The 16,509-nt window shown below is 70.7% G+C and carries 15 protein-coding genes and 1 pseudogene; 6 read left to right on the top strand and 10 right to left on the bottom strand.

Translation table 11 applies throughout. The features are described 5' to 3' along the window. Positions 1-36: 36 nt before the first annotated feature. The 3 genes and pseudogenes from F5X71_RS05265 to F5X71_RS05255 form a co-directional block, all read left to right on the top strand. Positions 37-243 (top strand): annotated as a pseudogene (locus tag F5X71_RS05265) (carboxymuconolactone decarboxylase family protein); the annotation flags it as partial. Between the two features lie 75 nt (positions 244-318). Beyond that, positions 319-738, top strand: a complete 420-nt coding sequence (locus F5X71_RS05260; RefSeq protein WP_167460908.1) for a hypothetical protein — start codon at positions 319-321, stop codon at positions 736-738. An 84-nt stretch (positions 739-822) separates the two neighbouring features. Next, a complete protein-coding gene (locus F5X71_RS05255) occupies positions 823-1,287 on the top strand; it encodes a tRNA (cytidine(34)-2'-O)-methyltransferase (protein WP_167460907.1) in 465 nt (154 codons plus the stop codon). A gap of 6 nt (positions 1,288-1,293) precedes the next feature. Here F5X71_RS05255 and F5X71_RS05250 read toward each other — a convergent pair whose 3' ends face one another. The 5 genes from F5X71_RS05250 to F5X71_RS05230 form a co-directional block, all read right to left on the bottom strand. Continuing rightward, positions 1,294-1,524: a DUF167 domain-containing protein gene (locus F5X71_RS05250; RefSeq protein WP_167460906.1), complete on the bottom strand. Its 231-nt coding sequence runs from the start codon at positions 1,522-1,524 to the stop codon at positions 1,294-1,296. Positions 1,525-1,612: 88 nt separating this feature from the next. Beyond that, complete coding sequence (locus F5X71_RS05245) at positions 1,613-2,686, bottom strand: DUF4349 domain-containing protein (protein WP_238815726.1); 1,074 nt, start codon at positions 2,684-2,686, stop codon at positions 1,613-1,615. A 74-nt stretch (positions 2,687-2,760) separates the two neighbouring features. Further along, on the bottom strand, positions 2,761-3,708 hold the full coding sequence (locus F5X71_RS05240) for a M48 family metalloprotease (protein WP_167460905.1): 948 nt from the start codon (positions 3,706-3,708) through the stop codon (positions 2,761-2,763). Between the two features lie 79 nt (positions 3,709-3,787). Beyond that, the gene (locus tag F5X71_RS05235) at positions 3,788-7,243 is read right to left on the bottom strand and encodes an error-prone DNA polymerase (protein ID WP_238815725.1); all 3,456 of its coding nucleotides are present in this window, start codon (positions 7,241-7,243) and stop codon (positions 3,788-3,790) included. A 22-nt stretch (positions 7,244-7,265) separates the two neighbouring features. Then, positions 7,266-7,718 carry a hypothetical protein gene (locus tag F5X71_RS05230; RefSeq protein WP_167460904.1) on the bottom strand — a complete coding sequence of 151 codons (453 nt, stop codon included), beginning with the start codon at positions 7,716-7,718 and terminating at the stop codon, positions 7,266-7,268. Positions 7,719-7,870: 152 nt separating this feature from the next. On the opposite strand from F5X71_RS05230, the gene F5X71_RS05225 reads away from it, so the two are divergent. Continuing rightward, positions 7,871-8,842: an SDR family NAD(P)-dependent oxidoreductase gene (locus F5X71_RS05225; protein WP_167460903.1), complete on the top strand. Its 972-nt coding sequence runs from the start codon at positions 7,871-7,873 to the stop codon at positions 8,840-8,842. 15 nt (positions 8,843-8,857) lie between these two features. Here the strand turns inward: F5X71_RS05225 and F5X71_RS05220 are convergent, their stop codons facing one another. Next, positions 8,858-9,613, bottom strand: a complete 756-nt coding sequence (locus F5X71_RS05220; RefSeq protein WP_167460902.1) for an alpha/beta fold hydrolase — start codon at positions 9,611-9,613, stop codon at positions 8,858-8,860. A 147-nt stretch (positions 9,614-9,760) separates the two neighbouring features. On the opposite strand from F5X71_RS05220, the gene F5X71_RS05215 reads away from it, so the two are divergent. Beyond that, positions 9,761-10,465, top strand: a complete 705-nt coding sequence (locus F5X71_RS05215) for a class I SAM-dependent DNA methyltransferase (protein WP_167460901.1) — start codon at positions 9,761-9,763, stop codon at positions 10,463-10,465. Here the strand turns inward: F5X71_RS05215 and F5X71_RS05210 are convergent. Both F5X71_RS05210 and F5X71_RS05205 read right to left on the bottom strand, forming a co-directional pair. Beyond that, the gene (locus F5X71_RS05210) at positions 10,456-12,060 is read right to left on the bottom strand and encodes a DNA polymerase Y family protein (protein WP_167466227.1); all 1,605 of its coding nucleotides are present in this window, start codon (positions 12,058-12,060) and stop codon (positions 10,456-10,458) included. The two genes, F5X71_RS05215 and F5X71_RS05210, sit on opposite strands and share 10 nt — an antisense overlap. Before the next feature lie 38 nt (positions 12,061-12,098). Then, positions 12,099-12,887, bottom strand: a complete 789-nt coding sequence (locus tag F5X71_RS05205) for a hypothetical protein (protein WP_167460900.1) — start codon at positions 12,885-12,887, stop codon at positions 12,099-12,101. 261 nt (positions 12,888-13,148) lie between these two features. Between F5X71_RS05205 and F5X71_RS05200 the strand changes: the two genes are divergently transcribed. Next, positions 13,149-14,270, top strand: coding sequence for a serine/threonine-protein kinase (locus F5X71_RS05200; protein WP_167460899.1), 1,122 nt, complete (start codon positions 13,149-13,151; stop codon positions 14,268-14,270). Between the two features lie 65 nt (positions 14,271-14,335). Here F5X71_RS05200 and F5X71_RS05195 read toward each other — a convergent pair whose 3' ends face one another. Both F5X71_RS05195 and F5X71_RS05190 read right to left on the bottom strand, forming a co-directional pair. Further along, positions 14,336-14,971, bottom strand: coding sequence for a response regulator (locus F5X71_RS05195; protein ID WP_167466226.1), 636 nt, complete (start codon positions 14,969-14,971; stop codon positions 14,336-14,338). A 98-nt stretch (positions 14,972-15,069) separates the two neighbouring features. Beyond that, a complete protein-coding gene (locus tag F5X71_RS05190) occupies positions 15,070-16,365 on the bottom strand; it encodes a PspC domain-containing protein (RefSeq protein ID WP_428981479.1) in 1,296 nt (431 codons plus the stop codon). Positions 16,366-16,509: the final 144 nt, after the last annotated feature.

The raw sequence follows: 16,509 nt of genomic DNA, 5'->3' as shown, positions 1-16,509 counted from the left end.
CGTCGGCGGGATCGCCCTTGTCGGCCGACTACTCCCATGCCCCTCACGCCCGCGATCGGGCTCGACGACCTGCGCGAATCCCTGCTCGCCCAGCTGTCCAAGGCGCAGCTGGCGGAACTGGCCGTCACCATCGCCTGGGAGAACCAGCGCGCCCGCGTCAATCAGGGGCTCGGGGTGCGGCCGACGGGCATGGCCGAAGGTGGCGTCTGCGCGCTACCGGAACGGCCGACGAAAGCCGAATAGCCTTGTGGTCGAAACGATTCGATGCACTGCCCCGAAAAATGGGGGCGTGCACCCCCTGGTGCGATCATCGCGATCATGATTCGACGATTTTCCCTCCTCGCGCCGCTCGCCGTCGCGGCGGCCGCGCTGGCGCTGCCCGGCGCCACCGCCAACGCTATCCCCGGCCTCGACGCCCCGGTGATCGAAGAGGCCTTCTCGGTGAGTGGCTCGGTCTCGGTGAAGTTCCACAACCCGAACGACGCCGGCGTGTGCTGGATCTTCAACGCCAAGACCGGCGATATCTTCGGCGGCAACAACCCGACCTCGTTCGCCACCAACGACCACAAAATGGTCCAGACCTCGTTGGGCAACGGCAGCCTGCCCGCCGGTCAGGTGGTCGACGTCCGCGGCGCCTGCGCCTGGGAGCGCCCCATCGGCCCCCACGACAACGTGACGCTCACCGACATCATCCCCGTCACCGTCGTCGGCAAACCCAGCACCGGCAGCTTCGGCTGACCCACGCTCCGATGAGGTAGCCGTACATTCTCCCCTGACTGACCGGTTCCTCGGCGGGATGCGGCTACCTGATTGACTTGGGGCGTGTTTCGTCTGATGTTTCATGAGCCGGTGATTCCTGGGAATACCGGGAACGCGATTCGGTTGGTGGCGGGGACCGGGGCAGAGCTGCATTTGGTCAAGCCGCTGGGGTTCGACCTGTCCGAGGCGAAGTTGCGGCGGGCCGGGCTGGACTACCACGACCTGGCCTCGGTGACGGTGCATGCGAACCTGGCCGCGGCGTGGGCGGCGTTGCGGCCGGAGCGGGTGTTCGCCTTCACCACGCAGGCGAGCACGCGCTACACCGACGTCGCCTACCGCGCGGGCGACGTGCTGTTGTTCGGGACCGAGCCGACCGGATTGCCGCCCGAGGTACTCGACGACCCGCAGGTGACCGAGCAACTGCGGATTCCGATGCTGCCGGGGCGGCGCTCGATGAACCTGTCCAACGCCGCGGCGGTCACCGTGTACGAGGCGTGGCGGCAGCTCGGCTTCCCAGACGGCACATAGACCGGTTCAGCAGTCGATCTCGAAACGCTTGTGCCGTGCGGTCGCACCGGCCGCCAGCCGAACGGCGCTCTTGGCCACCCCGTAGTGCGCGGCGAGCAGTTCGATGGCGGCCTTGTTCGCCTTGCCCTCGACCGCGGGCGCGCGCACGTACAGCTGCAAGGTGCCGTCGTCGAGGGTTTCGACGAGCGGCCCCTTGCGGCTGTTCGGTTTGATCGTCGCCCGGACGATGGTCGGCACTGCTCCTCCTGTAAAGGACCGTCTCCCACGGTATTAGACGGCCGAACGGGTCCGCCCTCTATCTCGGACCCGCCCGGCCACCCTACGTTCAGGACTCGGTTTCCGCCGAACCGCCGCCGGTTCCCGTGGCGCCAGACCCCGACGCATCGGGACCCGAACTGCCCGCGGCGCTTCCGGTAGCCGAGGCCCCCTGGGTGCCGCCCGCCGTACCCGCCGGTGCGACGCCGGCCGCGACCGGCGTCGACCGGCCTGCCTCGCCGTGCGCCGGACCACTCGTGCCGGACTTCTTCCGCCGCAACACCGTTCGCACGATGCCCCACACCACGGCGGCGAGCAGCACGAGGAAGCCGAGCCACGGGATCGCCTTGCCGGTGAACACCACCGCGTCCTTCAGCCAATCCACCAGCGAGTTCCACCCGTCGACGATGCCTTCCCAGAAGCTGTCGGCACGCTCGGCGTCGACCTTCTTGGTCGTGGTGGTGATGTCGATCGACAGGCTGGACAGCGCGACCTGATCGTCGAGGTGACGCTTCTGCGCGGTCAGGCTGTCGAGTTCGCCCTGCCTGCTGGACAGCGCCTGCTCGGCGTTGATCAGGTCGGCGGTGTTGGTCGCGTTCGCGATGAGCCCGCGCAGCCGGTCGACGGAGGCCTGCAGCGCCTTGATCCTGGCGTCGAGGTCTTCCCACTGCATGGTCACGTCGTCGCGGTTGGTGCTCACCCGGGTGACCTTGCCGATGCCGCCGAGACCGTCGATGAACGCGTCGGTCTTGTCCGCGGGTATCCGGACGGTGAGCGTGGCGCTGGCGTCGGTGTCCCCGGTGCCCGGCTGTTCGGTGCGGCTGTCGATCCGGCCGCCGATCTCGCGGACCCGATCGGCGATCTTGCCCGCCGCATCGATCGGCTTGTCCGCGGTGATCTCCACGCTGCCGGTGACGACTTCCTTACGCGCCGAGACGGTTTCGCTGCCGCCGGCATTGTCCTTGCGGGCGGGGCCCTGGTCGCGCAGCGCCGGTGGCGGCAGCGCGGCGGGCGCCGTCGCCTCGACGGTGGCGTAGGAGGATGGCCGACCCGGCGGCGCGGACTTGTTCGCGTCGTCGGAACCACAGCCGACGAGCAACGTGAGACCGAGCAGGCCGATGCACAGCACAGCAAGCTTCCGCATGATTCGCACAGTAACCGCTCCGATCACCGGAAAGGCGCGACATAACGGTTCTCTAGAACGCTTCTAACAGTTCCTTAAAAAGCGGCGCGGCCAGGACGTTCGTCGAGTTGCGCTGTGATGGCGGCGATCCGCCGCGACAGCGGCGGATGGGTGCCGAACACCCGCTGGTTCAGCGCGACGAGCGGGTGCGGGCGCGGGGACCGCCAGCGGTCCAACGCGGTGGCCAGTTCGCGACCGTAGCCGAGTTCGACGGCCACTCGATCGGCCGCGTACTCCCCGCGCCGCGACTGTGCGGCCCGAGCGGGCGGTTCCAGCACGAGCAGAATCACGAAAAGGTACGCGAGCGCGGCGCCGAGGACCGGCGTCAGCACCAGCACCACGACCGGCAGCAGCGCCACGGCCACGACGAACCGCGCGACCAACGCGTACACCCCGAGGAAGCCGACGATCCGGCCGACGCGCTTGCACAGCGCCCACAGATAGCGTCCTGGCAGGGCGATCCAGGCCTCCAGCAGCCGCAGCCGCGCGTCCACGCGCACGTGATGGCCGAGTTCGTGCGCGAGCACCGCCTCGAGCTCTCGCGGTTCCAGGCCTGCGATGGCCGAACTCGTCACCGCGATGATGCGGCTCGGCGCGGCGTAGGCGCTCGGCTCGGCCGACTGCTGCACCCACAGCCCATAGGGCCAGCCGTCCATTCCGGGTGCGCTGGTGACGTTGGCCCACGCGGCGGCGAGAATGCTGTCCTCCGGCTCGATCGGCCGCCGGAAGCCGACCGCCTTGGCGTAGTTCGCCCGGTTCGGCGTGAGCCAGGCGATGTCGACCAGGAGCGCGCCGAAGAGCACCCACAGCACCACGACCGTCACCAGCAGCCAGGTGCCGATCCAGGCGCCGAGGGCGAAAACCACCAGGGCGCTGAGCAATAGGGTCGGCAGCGCCAACGCCACCGTGCCGGCCACCGCGACGAAGCCTGGCCTGCGCACGACGCGGCGGCGTGCCGTGTCGTCCTCCGATGGTGTGGGCATGTCCACTCCCCCGCTCACCCAGCAAAGCTCTTCAGAATACGCTGCACACGGCCGCGGCGGGGCCGAATCACCAAGCGACTCAGCGAAAGTCCCGCGACTTCGAATCGACCCGCAGCTCCAGCCCGCGCAGGTGCTCGGCGACGACGGTGACCGCGCCCTCGGCGTTCTGCACCCGGCCCCGGATGAGCAGGGCGGGCGCGCTCTGCGCGAGGCGGCGATAGCGCGTCCACAGCCCGACCGAGCAGACGACGTTCACCATGCCGGTCTCGTCCTCCAGGTTCATGAAGGTGACACCGCCCGCGGTGGCGGGGCGCTGGCGGTGCGTCACCGCGCCGCCCACCAGAACTCGCGTGCCGTCGGGCACCGTGAGCAGATCGGCTGCGGGGATCACGCCGAGCGCGTCGAGCCGCGGGCGCAGGAATTCGGTGGGGTAACTCCGCGGCGAGACCCCGGTGGCCCAGACGTCGGCGGCGGCCAGTTCGAGAGCGCTCATGCCGGGCAGCACGGGCGCGGTGGTGGCGGCGCCCGTGCCGGGCAGGCGATCCGGGCGCTCTCCCGCGGCGGCGCCCGCGGCCCAGAGCGCTTCGCGCCGGGTGATCCCCAGACTGCCGAGCGCACCCGCGGTGGCCAGCGATTCCGCCTGGGCGACAGTGAGTTCCACCCGGCCGGTCAGGTCGAGGAAGCTGGTGTAGCGCCCCTGATCCCGGGCGGCGACGATCTTTTCGGCCAGGTCGGTGCCGATATGCCGGACCGCGGCGAGGCCGAGGCGGACCTCGGTGCCGTCACGTTCGAGGGTGGGTTCGGCACGGCTGGCATTGATGTCGGGGCCGTGCACCACAACGCCGTGCCTGCGGGCGTCGGCGACCAGCGATTGCGGCGAATAGAAGCCCATCGGCTGGGCGCGCAGCAGCCCGGCGCAGAACGCCGCAGGATAGTGCAGCTTGAACCACGCCGAATAGAACACGATCGAGGCGAAGCTCTGCGAATGACTTTCCGGGAAGCCGAAATTGGCGAAGGCATAGAGCTTTTCGTAGATGCGATCGGCGATCTCGCCCTCGATGCCGTGCAGCTCGCGCATGCCTTGGTAGAGACGCGCTTTGAGCCGCCGCATCCGTTCCGGCGACCGTTTGGAGCCCATCGCGCGACGCAGCTGATCGGCCTCGGTGGCGGAGAAGCCCGCGACGTCGACGGCCATCTGCATCAGCTGCTCCTGGAACAGTGGCACGCCGAGGGTGCGGGCCAGCGAATTCGCCAGTGCCGGATGATCGTAGTCCCAGTCCTCGAGCCCGTTGCGCCGCCGGATGTAGGGGTGCACCGAGCCGCCCTGGATCGGGCCGGGCCGGATCAGCGCCACCTCGACCACCAGGTCGTAGAACGTGCGGGGACGCAGCCGGGGCAGGGTCGCCATCTGCGCTCGCGACTCCACCTGGAACACGCCCACCGAGTCGGCGCGCGAGAGCATCTCGTAGACGGCAGGCTCCTGTAGGTCGAGCCGGTGCAGCTCGACCACCTCGCCGGTGTGCTCGCGCACCATGTCCATCATGTAGCGCAGCGCAGAGAGCATGCCGAGGCCGAGCAGGTCGAACTTCACCAGATCGATGGCGGCACAGTCATCTTTGTCCCACTGCAGCACGCTGCGGCCGGGCATGCGCGCCCACTCCACCGGACAGACGTCGGCGATCGGCCGATCACAGATCACCATGCCGCCGGAGTGGATGCCGAGATGCCGTGGCAGCCCCTCGATTTCACCGGCCAGCCGCAGCACCTCGGCGGGGATGTCGGTGTTCACCTCGGTCTCGACGCCGGTCCACCTGCTCACCTGCTTACTCCAGGCGTCCTGCTGTCCCTGCGAAAAGCCCAGCGCGCGAGCGGCATCGCGCACCGCGGACCGGCCGCGATAGGTGATCACGTTGGCCACCTGGGCGGCGTACGCGCGGCCGTACTTGGCGTAGACGTGCTGGATGGCCTCCTCCCGGCGATCGGACTCGATGTCGATATCGATATCGGGCGGGCCGTCGCGCTCCGGCGAAAGGAAACGCTCGAACAGCAGGGTGTTGCCGACGGGATCGACATTGGTGATGCCGATCGCGTAGCAGACGGCCGAGTTGGCCGCCGAACCCCGGCCCTGGCACAGGATGTCGTTGTTGCGGCAGAACTCGACGATGTCGTGCACCACCAGGAAGTAGCCGGGAAACTCCAGCTCCTCGATCACCGCGAGCTCGTGCTCGATCTGCCGATAGGCCTTGGGGTTTCGTTCCCGCGGCCCGTACCGGGCGGCGGCGCCGGCGAAGGCGAGCGAGCGCAGATAGGACGTCTCGTCGTGACCGGCGGGCACGGTGAACGGCGGCAGGTTCGGTGCGATCAGCTTCAGATCGAAGGCACATTCCTTGGCGAGCACCGCCGCGTTGCGCACCGCCTGCGGGCACTCGGCGAACAGTCGTGCCATCTCCGCGCCGGAACGCAGGTGCGCGCCGCCGGTGGGCGCCAGCCAGCCCGCGATCTCGTGCAAACTCCGGCGCGCCCGGATCGCGGCCAGCGCCATGGCCCGGCGGCGCTGCCGCGGCGCGGCGAAATGCGCTCCGGTGGTGGCGATCACGGGCAGGCCGAGCCGATCGGCCAGGGCGAGCAGATGCGCGTTGCGCTCGTCGTCCTCCGGAACGCCGTGGTGGGTGAGTTCCACGCTCACCCGGTCGGCGCCGAAGCGTTCCGTCAGATCGCGCAGCGCGGCCTCGGCCCGCACGAGCCGGGTACTGCCCGAGCGCAGGTCGTCCGCGAGCGCCTGCCGCAGCTGCCCTTTCCGGCAGCCGGTCAGGATCTGCCACTGACCACCGGCCGCGGCGGTGAGAGTGTCGAGGTCGTAGCGCAGGATGCCCTTCTCCCCCGCCGCCATGTGCGCGGCCGCGATCTGCCGGGAGAGCCTGCGATAGCCCTCCTGTCCGCGCGCCAGCACCAGCAGATGCGGTCCGGCGGGGTCGGGAGATCCGGTGCGCGGCATGGAATCCGGCGCATCGATGTGCCCGCGCCGGGCAGCGCCGGCACCGCCGGGGTCGGCGGCGCCGAGCACGCCGTCCTGGCCGGTCGCCGAATCCCGTTGGCGCTCGGCACGATCCGCGCCTTTGCCGGGACGCCGCGAGGTCGGCCGTTCGGTGCCGAGGGACAGCTCGGACCCGAAGACGGTCGGCATGCCGAACTCTCTGGCGGCCTCCGCGAAGCGCACCGTGCCATAGAAACCGTCGTGGTCGGTGAGCGCGATCGCCTCCAGGCCGAGGCGCACGGCCTCCTCCACCAGTTCCTCCGGCTGGCTCGCCCCGTCCAGGAAGCTGTAGGCCGAGTGCGCGTGCAGTTCCGCGTACGGCACCCGTGGCTCGTCGGCCGGCGCCACCGGCTCGGCCCGATATGCCCCGCGCTTGCGTGACCACGCCGGGCTGTCACCGCCGTCGCCCGGATACATCGCCTCCGGATTCGTGCGGCCGGGCCTGCCGGAGAGCACCCGCTCCAGCTCCATCCAGGTGGGCGGGCCGTTACTCCACCCCACCGCGCATCACCTCCTCGGCGGGTCAGCTCGACAGCGGGTCGGTCACACCGCGGGCCAACGCGGATTCGACGCGTTCGAGTTCGGAGCGGATCAGCGCGCCGTACGCGTCGGCGGCCAGGACATCGAGGTGCCCGCGCGCGATGGTCAACTGCATGCGGGCGGTGTCGAAATCGCCGACCCGGCGGTGGCTGTCGGCCAGGTTCAGATACAGCGACGGCAGAAAGCTGCGCAGGCCCTCGTCGAGCGGGATGCCGGGGCCGAACACCGCGGCCAGCGCCCGCCGATCCCAGAGCAGCGCGTCGTCGGCGGTGTCCTGGAGATCCGCCAGGTGATGCGCGATCACGCAGCGGTGCAAGGGATCACCGCCCTCACCGATCTCGTCCCACAACTGCTCCAGCGCCTTTCGCGCCGCCGCCGGGTTCCCCCCACCGAGCCGCACCGCGGCAAAGATGTCCGCCATCCGATCGTCCGCCATGCGCCGAGTATCGCACATATGTTCGATAGATTTCGAGGTTGTTCGACCCGCATTCGCCACCGGAATACCGCCGCGGAACGTGACAAGCGCCACTTGGCAGGTAAACTTACTTCGGAGTAAGTTCGTGCCAACCAACCTGCAAAGGAGCAGCGATGACCGAAGCCTCCGCTGACGCCGCCGGCCCACGTCGCCGCCGCAACCGCGATATCGCCGGACGGCATGTCCTGATCACCGGCGCCTCGTCCGGCATCGGCCGCGCGGCCGCGCTCGCCGTCGCAGGCAAGGGCGCCACGGTGTTCCTGCTCGCGCGCCGGGCCGACGAACTCGCCAGCGTCGTCGAACAGATCAAGGCCGCGGGCGGCGACGCCTACGCCTACCAGTGCGACGTCACCGCTTCCGACTCGGTGGATCACGCCGTGAAGACGATCCTCGACGAACACGGTCACGTCGACATGCTGGTGAACAACGCGGGCCGATCGATTCGGCGCGCGATCCATCGGTCCACCGACCGGTTGCACGACTTCGAACGGACCATGGCGGTCAACTACTTCGGCGCGCTGCGGCTGACGCTGGCGCTGCTGCCGCAGATGCGCGAGCGCAAGTTCGGCCACATCGTCAACATCAGCAGCGCGGGCGTACAGGTGGCGACGCCGCGCTTCGCCGCCTACCTGGCCAGCAAGGCGGCCCTGGACAAGTTCGCCGAGGTGGCCTCAGTGGAGACGATGGCCGACGGGGTCACCTTCACCACCATCCACATGCCGCTGGTGCGCACCCCGATGATCACCCCGAGCGGCGATCAGGGACCGTCCGAATCCCCCGAATGGGCCGCGGCGACCATCGTGCGCGCGCTGACCGAACGCCCCAAGCGCATCGATGTGCCGCTCGGCACCTTCGCCGAATACGGCGCCCTGCTCACGCCCAAGTTCCGCGACCGGATCCTGCACCGCTACTACCGCGCACTGCCGGACTCCCCCGCGGCCAAGGGCGAACAGGTGGAGGAGACCGAGGACAACGCCGAACCCGTTGTCACCCAAGCGCAACCGCGGCCACGCTCGGCCGCGCGCCGGGTCACCGGCACCGCGCTGCGCCGCGCCGCGCGCTGGGTGCCCGGCACCCACTGGTGAGCCGAGCCGCCGGGTTCAGGCGGCCAGGAACGGGTGCACCGCGGCGGCGAACTCGCGATAGCGGTCGCGGTGGATGCTGTGGCCGCAGCTGAACGCGGTGACCGTGCAGTCGGGGACGGCCGTGCGCAGGAACTCGAGCTTCACCGGATCGACCATGCCGCCGGGACCGCCGCGCAGCACCAGCGTCGGCGCGGTGATGTCGCGCAGCCGGTCCCACCACTCCGGGTTCGGCTTGCGGAACTGCTCCAGCGCGGTCCTGGTCATCGACCGATCGAAGGCCAGCACGGCACGCGGATGCCGGACCAGGCTGGAGGTGGCGTGCCACAGCTCGGGCACGGTCGGGAAACGCCGGGTCAGGCGTAATTCCTCGGCGCCGGATTGCAGCGGCAGCGGGCATTCCTCGATGACCAGGCGACGGACCAGCTCGGGCCGCTGCTGCGCGACGCAGGAGACGGCGTAGCCGCCGAGCGAATGACCGACCAGATCCACCGAGGACAGCCCCAGCCGCTCGCACAACCGCAGCACGTCGGCGCCGAACTCGTCGAACCGGTAGGACTCGGTGTGCGCGCTGCGGCCGTGGCCGCGCAGGTCGGGGATGATCACCCGGCGGCCCGCCTGCCGCAGGGCCCGCGCGAATCGGTCCCAGGTGTGCCCGTCCCCGCCCATGCCGTGCACCAGCACCACGGGCACGCCGGAACCCGCGTTCGCCCCCGAGTCCCGGTAGGCGATCCGCACGTCACCGAATGCCGCGTCGGCCGCCGTGAGATCCACGATCTTCGAGAGTACCGGGGCCGCGGCGGGCGGACCCGCGACTTGTCACGCGGATCACGCGCACCGAGCGATCCGCCGCACCGGGGCCGCGGCCCCGGTGCGGAAAACTTCTTGGTGAAACCCGTTGTGCCACGACATACTCCGGGCATGCCGTCATTCGCGGAGTACGACCGCAGAAACTATCCCACCGTCGACGTGGCCACCGGATACGACGGCTGGGCCCCGACCTACGAGAACACCGTCATGGACGAGATGGATCTCGCGCTGCTGGCCCGGCTGCGGCAACCGGCGTGGGAGCGGGTGCGCCGAGCCGCCGACCTCGGCTGTGGCACCGGGCGGACCGGTGCTTGGCTGCGTGACCGGGGCGTCGCGGAGATCGACGGGGTCGACGTGAGCACGCAGATGCTGAAGCGGGCCGCCCAGCGCGGCGCGCACAGCACGCTCACCACCGGAGACGTGCGCGACACCGGGCTGCGCGGCGGGGCCTACGACCTGATCATCGCCTCGCTGGTGGACGAGCACCTGCCCGACCTGGCCCCGTTCTACGCCGAGGCCTGGCGGCTGGCCGCGCCGGGCGCGCGGTGCGTGCTGGTCAGCTTCCACCCGCAGTTCATGATGGTGACCGGCATGCCGACGCACTACACCCCGGCGGGCGGCGAGCCGGTGGCGATCAGCACGAACCTGCACCTGATCAGCGAGCACCTGAGTGCGGCGTTGGCGGCGGGCTGGGTGCTCACCGAATTCGCCGAGGCGCTGATCGACCAGACGTGGCTGGCCGCGAAACCGAAGTGGACGCAGTTGCTCGGGCAGCCGTTCACCATGGCCTCGGTGTGGACCCGGCCTCAATCGTAAAGCCCTTCCGCATACCAGTTCTCGCCGCGATAGAGCAGCAGCAGCACCCGTACCTCGGTGGGTGCGCCGTCGAGCTGCACCTGCGCGCGAGCCGTGAAAGTGACCGCGCCGTCGTCGTTTCCGGGGGTTTCCGGCGCCCACCAGCGCTCGTCCACCGGCCACGGGCCCGCCCACCCGGCCAGCCGCCACTGCCTGCTGCCCCAGCGCAGCCGGGACGGATCGGCGCTGAACAACGCGCGGTCGGTGATCCGGATCGCGGTGCCGTCGGCGGCCTCCAGCCGAACCTCGGGGCGGTGCAACAGAATCAGCGCCGGCGCGGGCTCCGGCAACCTGCCCGGCCACGGCAGCGCCGGGTCAGCGGCGGGTACCAGCTCGTCACCCAGCGCGACCATGGTGACGCGTTCGGTGGGCCCGCGGCCGCCGCTGAGCACGCCGACCCGCACCGCCTCCCCGCCGAGCAGGCCCTGCACCCGGATCAGCGCCCGCCGGGCCCGCTCGTCCTGTTCGCCGACGCCGCCCCACAATCCGAGCTGCAACGCCCCGGCGGCCACCACCTCGACCGGATCGAGGCGCAGCCGCACGATCGGCGCGGTGGGCCGATCCCGGTGGGTGAGCCAGCCGTCGAGCTGCCAGCGCACCCGGTCGGCGGTGCCTTCCGGGGTCAGCGGCTCCGCGCAGCGCCAGATCCGGGAAAGCTCCTCCCCCGCTTCGGTTTCGGCGAGAATCGACAACCGGGTGCAGGCCAGTCCGGCGGCCGCGAGCGCGGCGTGCAGCCGGGCGGCGAGCAGCCTGCCCGCGAAAGCGGCGGCGTCGACCCGCTCGATCGGCGGATCGCAGGGATGCTCCACCATCAGGTCTTGCGGCGGCTGCCGTGCCGCGGGCGGCCGCTCCGGCGCCGCGTTGGCACTGCGATGGGCCAGCACCGCGTCCGCGCCGAAACGCGAGGCCACCTCGCCCGTGGACAGCGCGGCGAAATCGCCGATCCGGCGTAAACCCAAGCGGTGCAGCAGATCCACCAGATCGGTGCGCTCCGGCGCGGCCAGGCTCGGCTCGACCGCCAGCTCGCGCACCGGCAGCGGCGCCAGGAAGCGCGCCCCGTGCCCGGCGGGCACGAGCACGCCGCGACGGGCCGCGATTACCGCCGTCGACACCTCGTCGGCGATGCCGATCTGCGCCTCCACCCCCGCGGCGGCCGCGGTGTCGACGAGCCGCTCGGCCGCCACCTCCTCGGAACCGAAAAACCTTGCGGCACCGCGCGCGCCGAGCACCAGCAGCCCCGGCCGCAACACCTCGACGCCGGGTACCGTCTCGTCCACCGCCGCGACCACCGGCTCGAACAGTCGCGCGTCCCGATCCGGATCCGCCTGCGCGAGAAACAGATCCGGGCAGCGGGCCTGCGCCTCCCTGCGCTTGATCCCGCGCCGCACCCCATCGGCGCGCGCGAGCGCCGAGCACGCGACCACCCGGTTGGCGAACAGCACCGCCACCGGCCGCGTCGCGGGCAGCCCGGCCAGCGCCGCCGCGGCGACCGCGGGCCAATCGGGGCACCACAGCGCGAGCACCCTGGTCGGCCTCCCCGATTTCGGGCCGATCATGGTGTCGCCGAGCCGTTCTCGAACACGTCGGCGCTCGCTCACGAGGCCGCTTCGCCGGCGTCGAGCACCGGCACGGCGCGCGGAACCGGCTCGTGCCGGACCCATTCGACCCGGCCCGCCCGCGAACACAGGTCGAGCCTGCCGCGCCGGGGTTGGTCCTGCTTGGCGCGCACCTCGACCTCGAGGCCGAGGCCGCGCAGTCGCCCGCGCCCCCGGCCGAGACCCGCGTAACCGGCCACCCGCGCGTCCAACCGCAGGGTGGGGCCGGGCCAGCGGCCGTCGGTGACCACCAGGGTCGAGCCCTTGGTACGGGCACGCGCGGCGATCACCCTGGTGCGGGCGGGCGGCACGGCGACGCCGTTCAGGCCGAGCACGACCAGGTCCAGCCCGTCGAGCAACACCGCGGCCACCTCCACCGGATCCCGGCCGGGGTCGGCGATCACGGCGAGCCGCTCCAACTGGGCGCCCATCTCCGCCGCGGCCAGCAGGCCGAGGCGCGGCACGCCGACCACCGCGGCGTGCCCGCCCTCGCCGGTCACCGCGGCCACCAGCCCGGCGAGCAGCGAACGCGCCCCCGCGTAGGCCACGACGGACCCCTTGGCCAGACCACCGCCCGGCAACAACTCGGCGAGCGGCGGCGGCACCGCGAGCACCTCCCGGCTCAGTTCGGCTTCGACGGGTATCCGCTCGACCGCCGCCGCTCCGCGCCCGGGGATGGCCGCCATCTTTTTCCGCAGCTCAGACAAGGTCGCCTGGGTATCTCGGCCGGTCGCGGGCGCCGAGCCACCCGGCAGCGCCCCCACCCGCTTCCGCGCATCCGAACCCATCCCTACCACCTACTTCCCACGATGGACCAGGGTCGGCACCGACTCAGCTATCGATCCGTAATCGAATATACGTTCGATACCTGCTCAGTAGAAACCGACCCCCGGGTTCCGTCAAGGGGGCGCACCCGCCGGGGTGATTTCGCAACGATGCCGTTGTAAAACGACGACCGGTCTATCCGGTCGTTACGCGGGGGCGACGGCGGCATGCGGTGTCGTCACGAATCAGGCCAGCTAAGCCCATTTTCCGCTACCCTCGCACCCGTGACCGAACGCGCTCGTCCCATCGTCGGCCCCGACTATCTCGTCGCAGGCCGCTACCGGCTGCAGTCGAAGGCGGGCGGGGGTGGCATGGGCGCGGTCTGGCTCGCGCACGACCGGCTGCTCGATCGGGATGTGGCTATCAAACAGGTCATCTCGACGGCCGGACTCGACGAGCAAGCGGCCAACGAGATCCGCAGCCAGATCATGCACGAGGGCCGGGTCGCCGCCAAGCTCTCGCACGAGCACGCGATCGCCGTGTACGACGTGGTGCTCGAGGCGGGCGAACCGTGGCTGGTGATGGAACACCTGCCCTCGCGCAGCGTCGCCAAGGCGCTCGCGCTGGTCGAAACCCTCCCGCCGATCGAAGTGGCACAGATCGGCGCGCAGGTGGCCGACGCGCTGGCCGCGGCACACGCGGCGGGCATCGTGCACCGAGACATCAAGCCGGGCAACATCCTTGTCGCCGACCGCGGTCCCATCGTCGGCATGGCCAAGCTCAGCGACTTCGGCATCTCGCGCGGCGCGGGCGAGCACTCCGACGAACCCGACGGCGTGATCACCGGCACCCCCGCCTATCTGCCGCCGGAGGTGGCGCGCGGCGCCCAGCCGACCAAGGCCAGCGACGTGTTCTCCCTCGGCGCCACCCTCTACACCGCGATCGAGGGACAGCCGCCGTTCGGCTTCGACGAGGACCAGGATGTGGTGGTGACCCGCGCGGCCATGGCGCAGATCATCCCGCCGACCCGCAGCGGCGTGCTCACCGAGGCCCTGCTGCACATGATGGAACCCGCCCCGCAGCGGCGCCCGACGATGGCCGAGGCCAGGGACGAAATCCTCACCGCCGCCTTCGGTCCCGGCACCGGTCCGTACATTCTCGGCGCGCCGGTGCGCACCGAGGACGGCACGATCCCGGCGTGGGCGGCCCGCAATTCGGCCTCCGGCTTACGCAGCCCGCACTCCACCCCGTTACCCCGCCCGCACCGCACCCCCGCGAACACCACGGCCGCCCCCGCCCCGCAGCGCGCGAAGGCGCCACAGCCGAGCAGCGCGCCCCTCGCCATCGCCGTCGGCCTGCTGATCGGCCTGATCATCATCATCGCGGTCATCATCGCGGTGATGTAAACACCGCTCCCCCAGCACAACCGGCCCCGGCTAGATCCCCCGAACGATCGTCGCGGCCCCGAAACTCAATCTATGCGGCGCCGATGCGCCCAGCGGGTGAGCGCATTGCGATTGGACTGCTGCGTCTTGCGCAGCACGTTGGAGGCATGGGTCTCCACGGTTTTCACCGAGATGAAGAGGTTTTCCGCGATCTCCCGATAGGTGTAGCCGCGCGCGAGCAGGCGCAGCACCTCGAGTTCCCGCGGGGTCAGCGAATCCAGCTCCGGATCCAGCGGCGGCTCCGGCACCGGCGACTTGCCGGTGAACGAGTCGAGCACGAAACCGGCCAGGCGCGGGCTGAACACGGCGTCGCCACCGGACACCCGGCGGATGCCGTCGGCCAGCTCGGCGCCCGAAATCGTCTTGGTCACATAGCCTCTGGCGCCCGCCCTGATCACCGCGATCACGTCCTCCGCGGCATCGGACACGCTCAGGGCCAGGCACACCGGCCCGTCCTCGATGCCGGCCAGCACCGCGACACCGCCGCCGTCCGGCATGTGCACATCCAGCAGCACCACATCCGGCTTGGCCGTGTTGATCCCGGCGATCGCCTCGGCCACCCCGCCCGCCTCACCGACCACTTCCATGTCGGTTTCCCTGCTCAACTCCGCTCGCACACCCGACCGGAACACCGCGTGATCGTCGACGAGAAAGACTCGCACGGTCACCTATCCGCCTCTCCGCGTACTCCGCCGGACATGAAAGCCACCGCGCTGTCGCCGCGGGCTACCGGCCGCACGCTGAGTCTAATGAAAAATCGTCACGGCACGGGTTGCCGGACCTCGGCCTGCTCCCGCGCATCGGCGGCGTCGTCGTGCTCACCACCGGAATCCGTGCGCGGCATGAAGATTCGCACCTCGGTGCCGCGCCCGGGATGGGACAGGATCTCCACCTGACCGCCACGGCGCTCGACCCGGCCACGAATGGACTTCGCCAAACCCTGCCGATCCTGTGGGACCGCGGCGGGATCGAAACCGGTGCCGCGGTCGCGCACGAAGATGCTCACCTGATGCGGTTCGGTCTCGGCGAACAGATCGATCTCCGGGACGCCCGCGTGCTTCGCGGCGTTGACCAGCGCCTCGCGGCTGGCGCCGAGCAGCGCGGTGAAATGTTCCTTGGGCAGGCCGGAGCCGGTGTCGCCGAGATCCATCGAGACATCGCCGACGGTCACCGGGGCGACCTTCACGCCGTGCTGGTCCTCCACCTCGCCCGCGATGGTGCGCAGCGCGGCGGCCAGGCTCGACTGCGCGGGCCCGGCATCCTCGAACAACCACTTGCGCAGTTCCCGCTCCTGGCTGCGCGCCAGCCGCGCCACCTCCTGCGGGTCGTCGGCCTGCCGCTGGATCAGCGCCAGCGTCTGCAGCACGGAATCGTGCAGGTGGGAGGCGATCTCCTCGCGTTCCTCGTTGCGGATGCGCGCCGAACGCTCCGCGTTCAACGCCCGCATCATGCGCAGCCAGAGCGGCACGGTCAGCAGCGCCGCACCGACCAGGGTGACCGCCACCGCGACGAGCGCGGACCCGAGCGAGCTCAGATCGATCCTGGCCAGCACCACCACGCCGAGCCCGGCCACGATCAGCGTGCCGCCCGCGACGATGCGCGCCCAGGTCACCACCGAGGGACGCGCGGGCAGGCCGAGCAGCGACCGCGGGCCGTCCGCGTCGTACTCGCGCCAGACCAGCGCCGCGCCGATGGCCACCACGATGATGGGCGCGATCACGCTCGCCGCGGTCCCGCTGAACAGCCAGGACACACCGACGGCGAGCCCGAGCCCGAGCAGCGCGAGCCCGATCGCCTGCCGCCGCTCCGAGCCGGAGGCCTTCATCACATCGTTGCCACCGGGGGTGAAGATCCACAGCAACCCGTAGGCGACGATGCCCGCGCCGAACGCCGACAGCAGCACGAAGGCGATCCGCACCTTGAACACGTCTATGCCGAGATGGTCGGCGATGCCGCCCGCCACCCCGCCGACGATGCGCCCGCCCGAACGCCGGACCATGCGCGCGTGCGGCGCGCGCAGGGGATCGAGCACCGGCGCGGGCCCGAAACCGCGCATCGGATCGAACCCCCGGGTGGCTTCGAACCCCCTGGTGTCGAACGAGGGCGCAGACGGGTACATGTCTTCGATAGTGACATGCGCTCCGGCGGCTAGCTATCAGGAATCACCCTGATCTTCGCGCGTACCCGCCGCTGACCGGCC

The sequence above is a fragment of the Nocardia brasiliensis genome (assembly GCF_011801125.1).
Classification (GTDB): Bacteria; Actinomycetota; Actinomycetes; order Mycobacteriales; family Mycobacteriaceae; genus Nocardia; species Nocardia brasiliensis_C.
The sequence above is the reverse complement of the archived record's forward strand: the minus strand, read 5'-3'. Positions and strand labels throughout refer to the sequence as shown.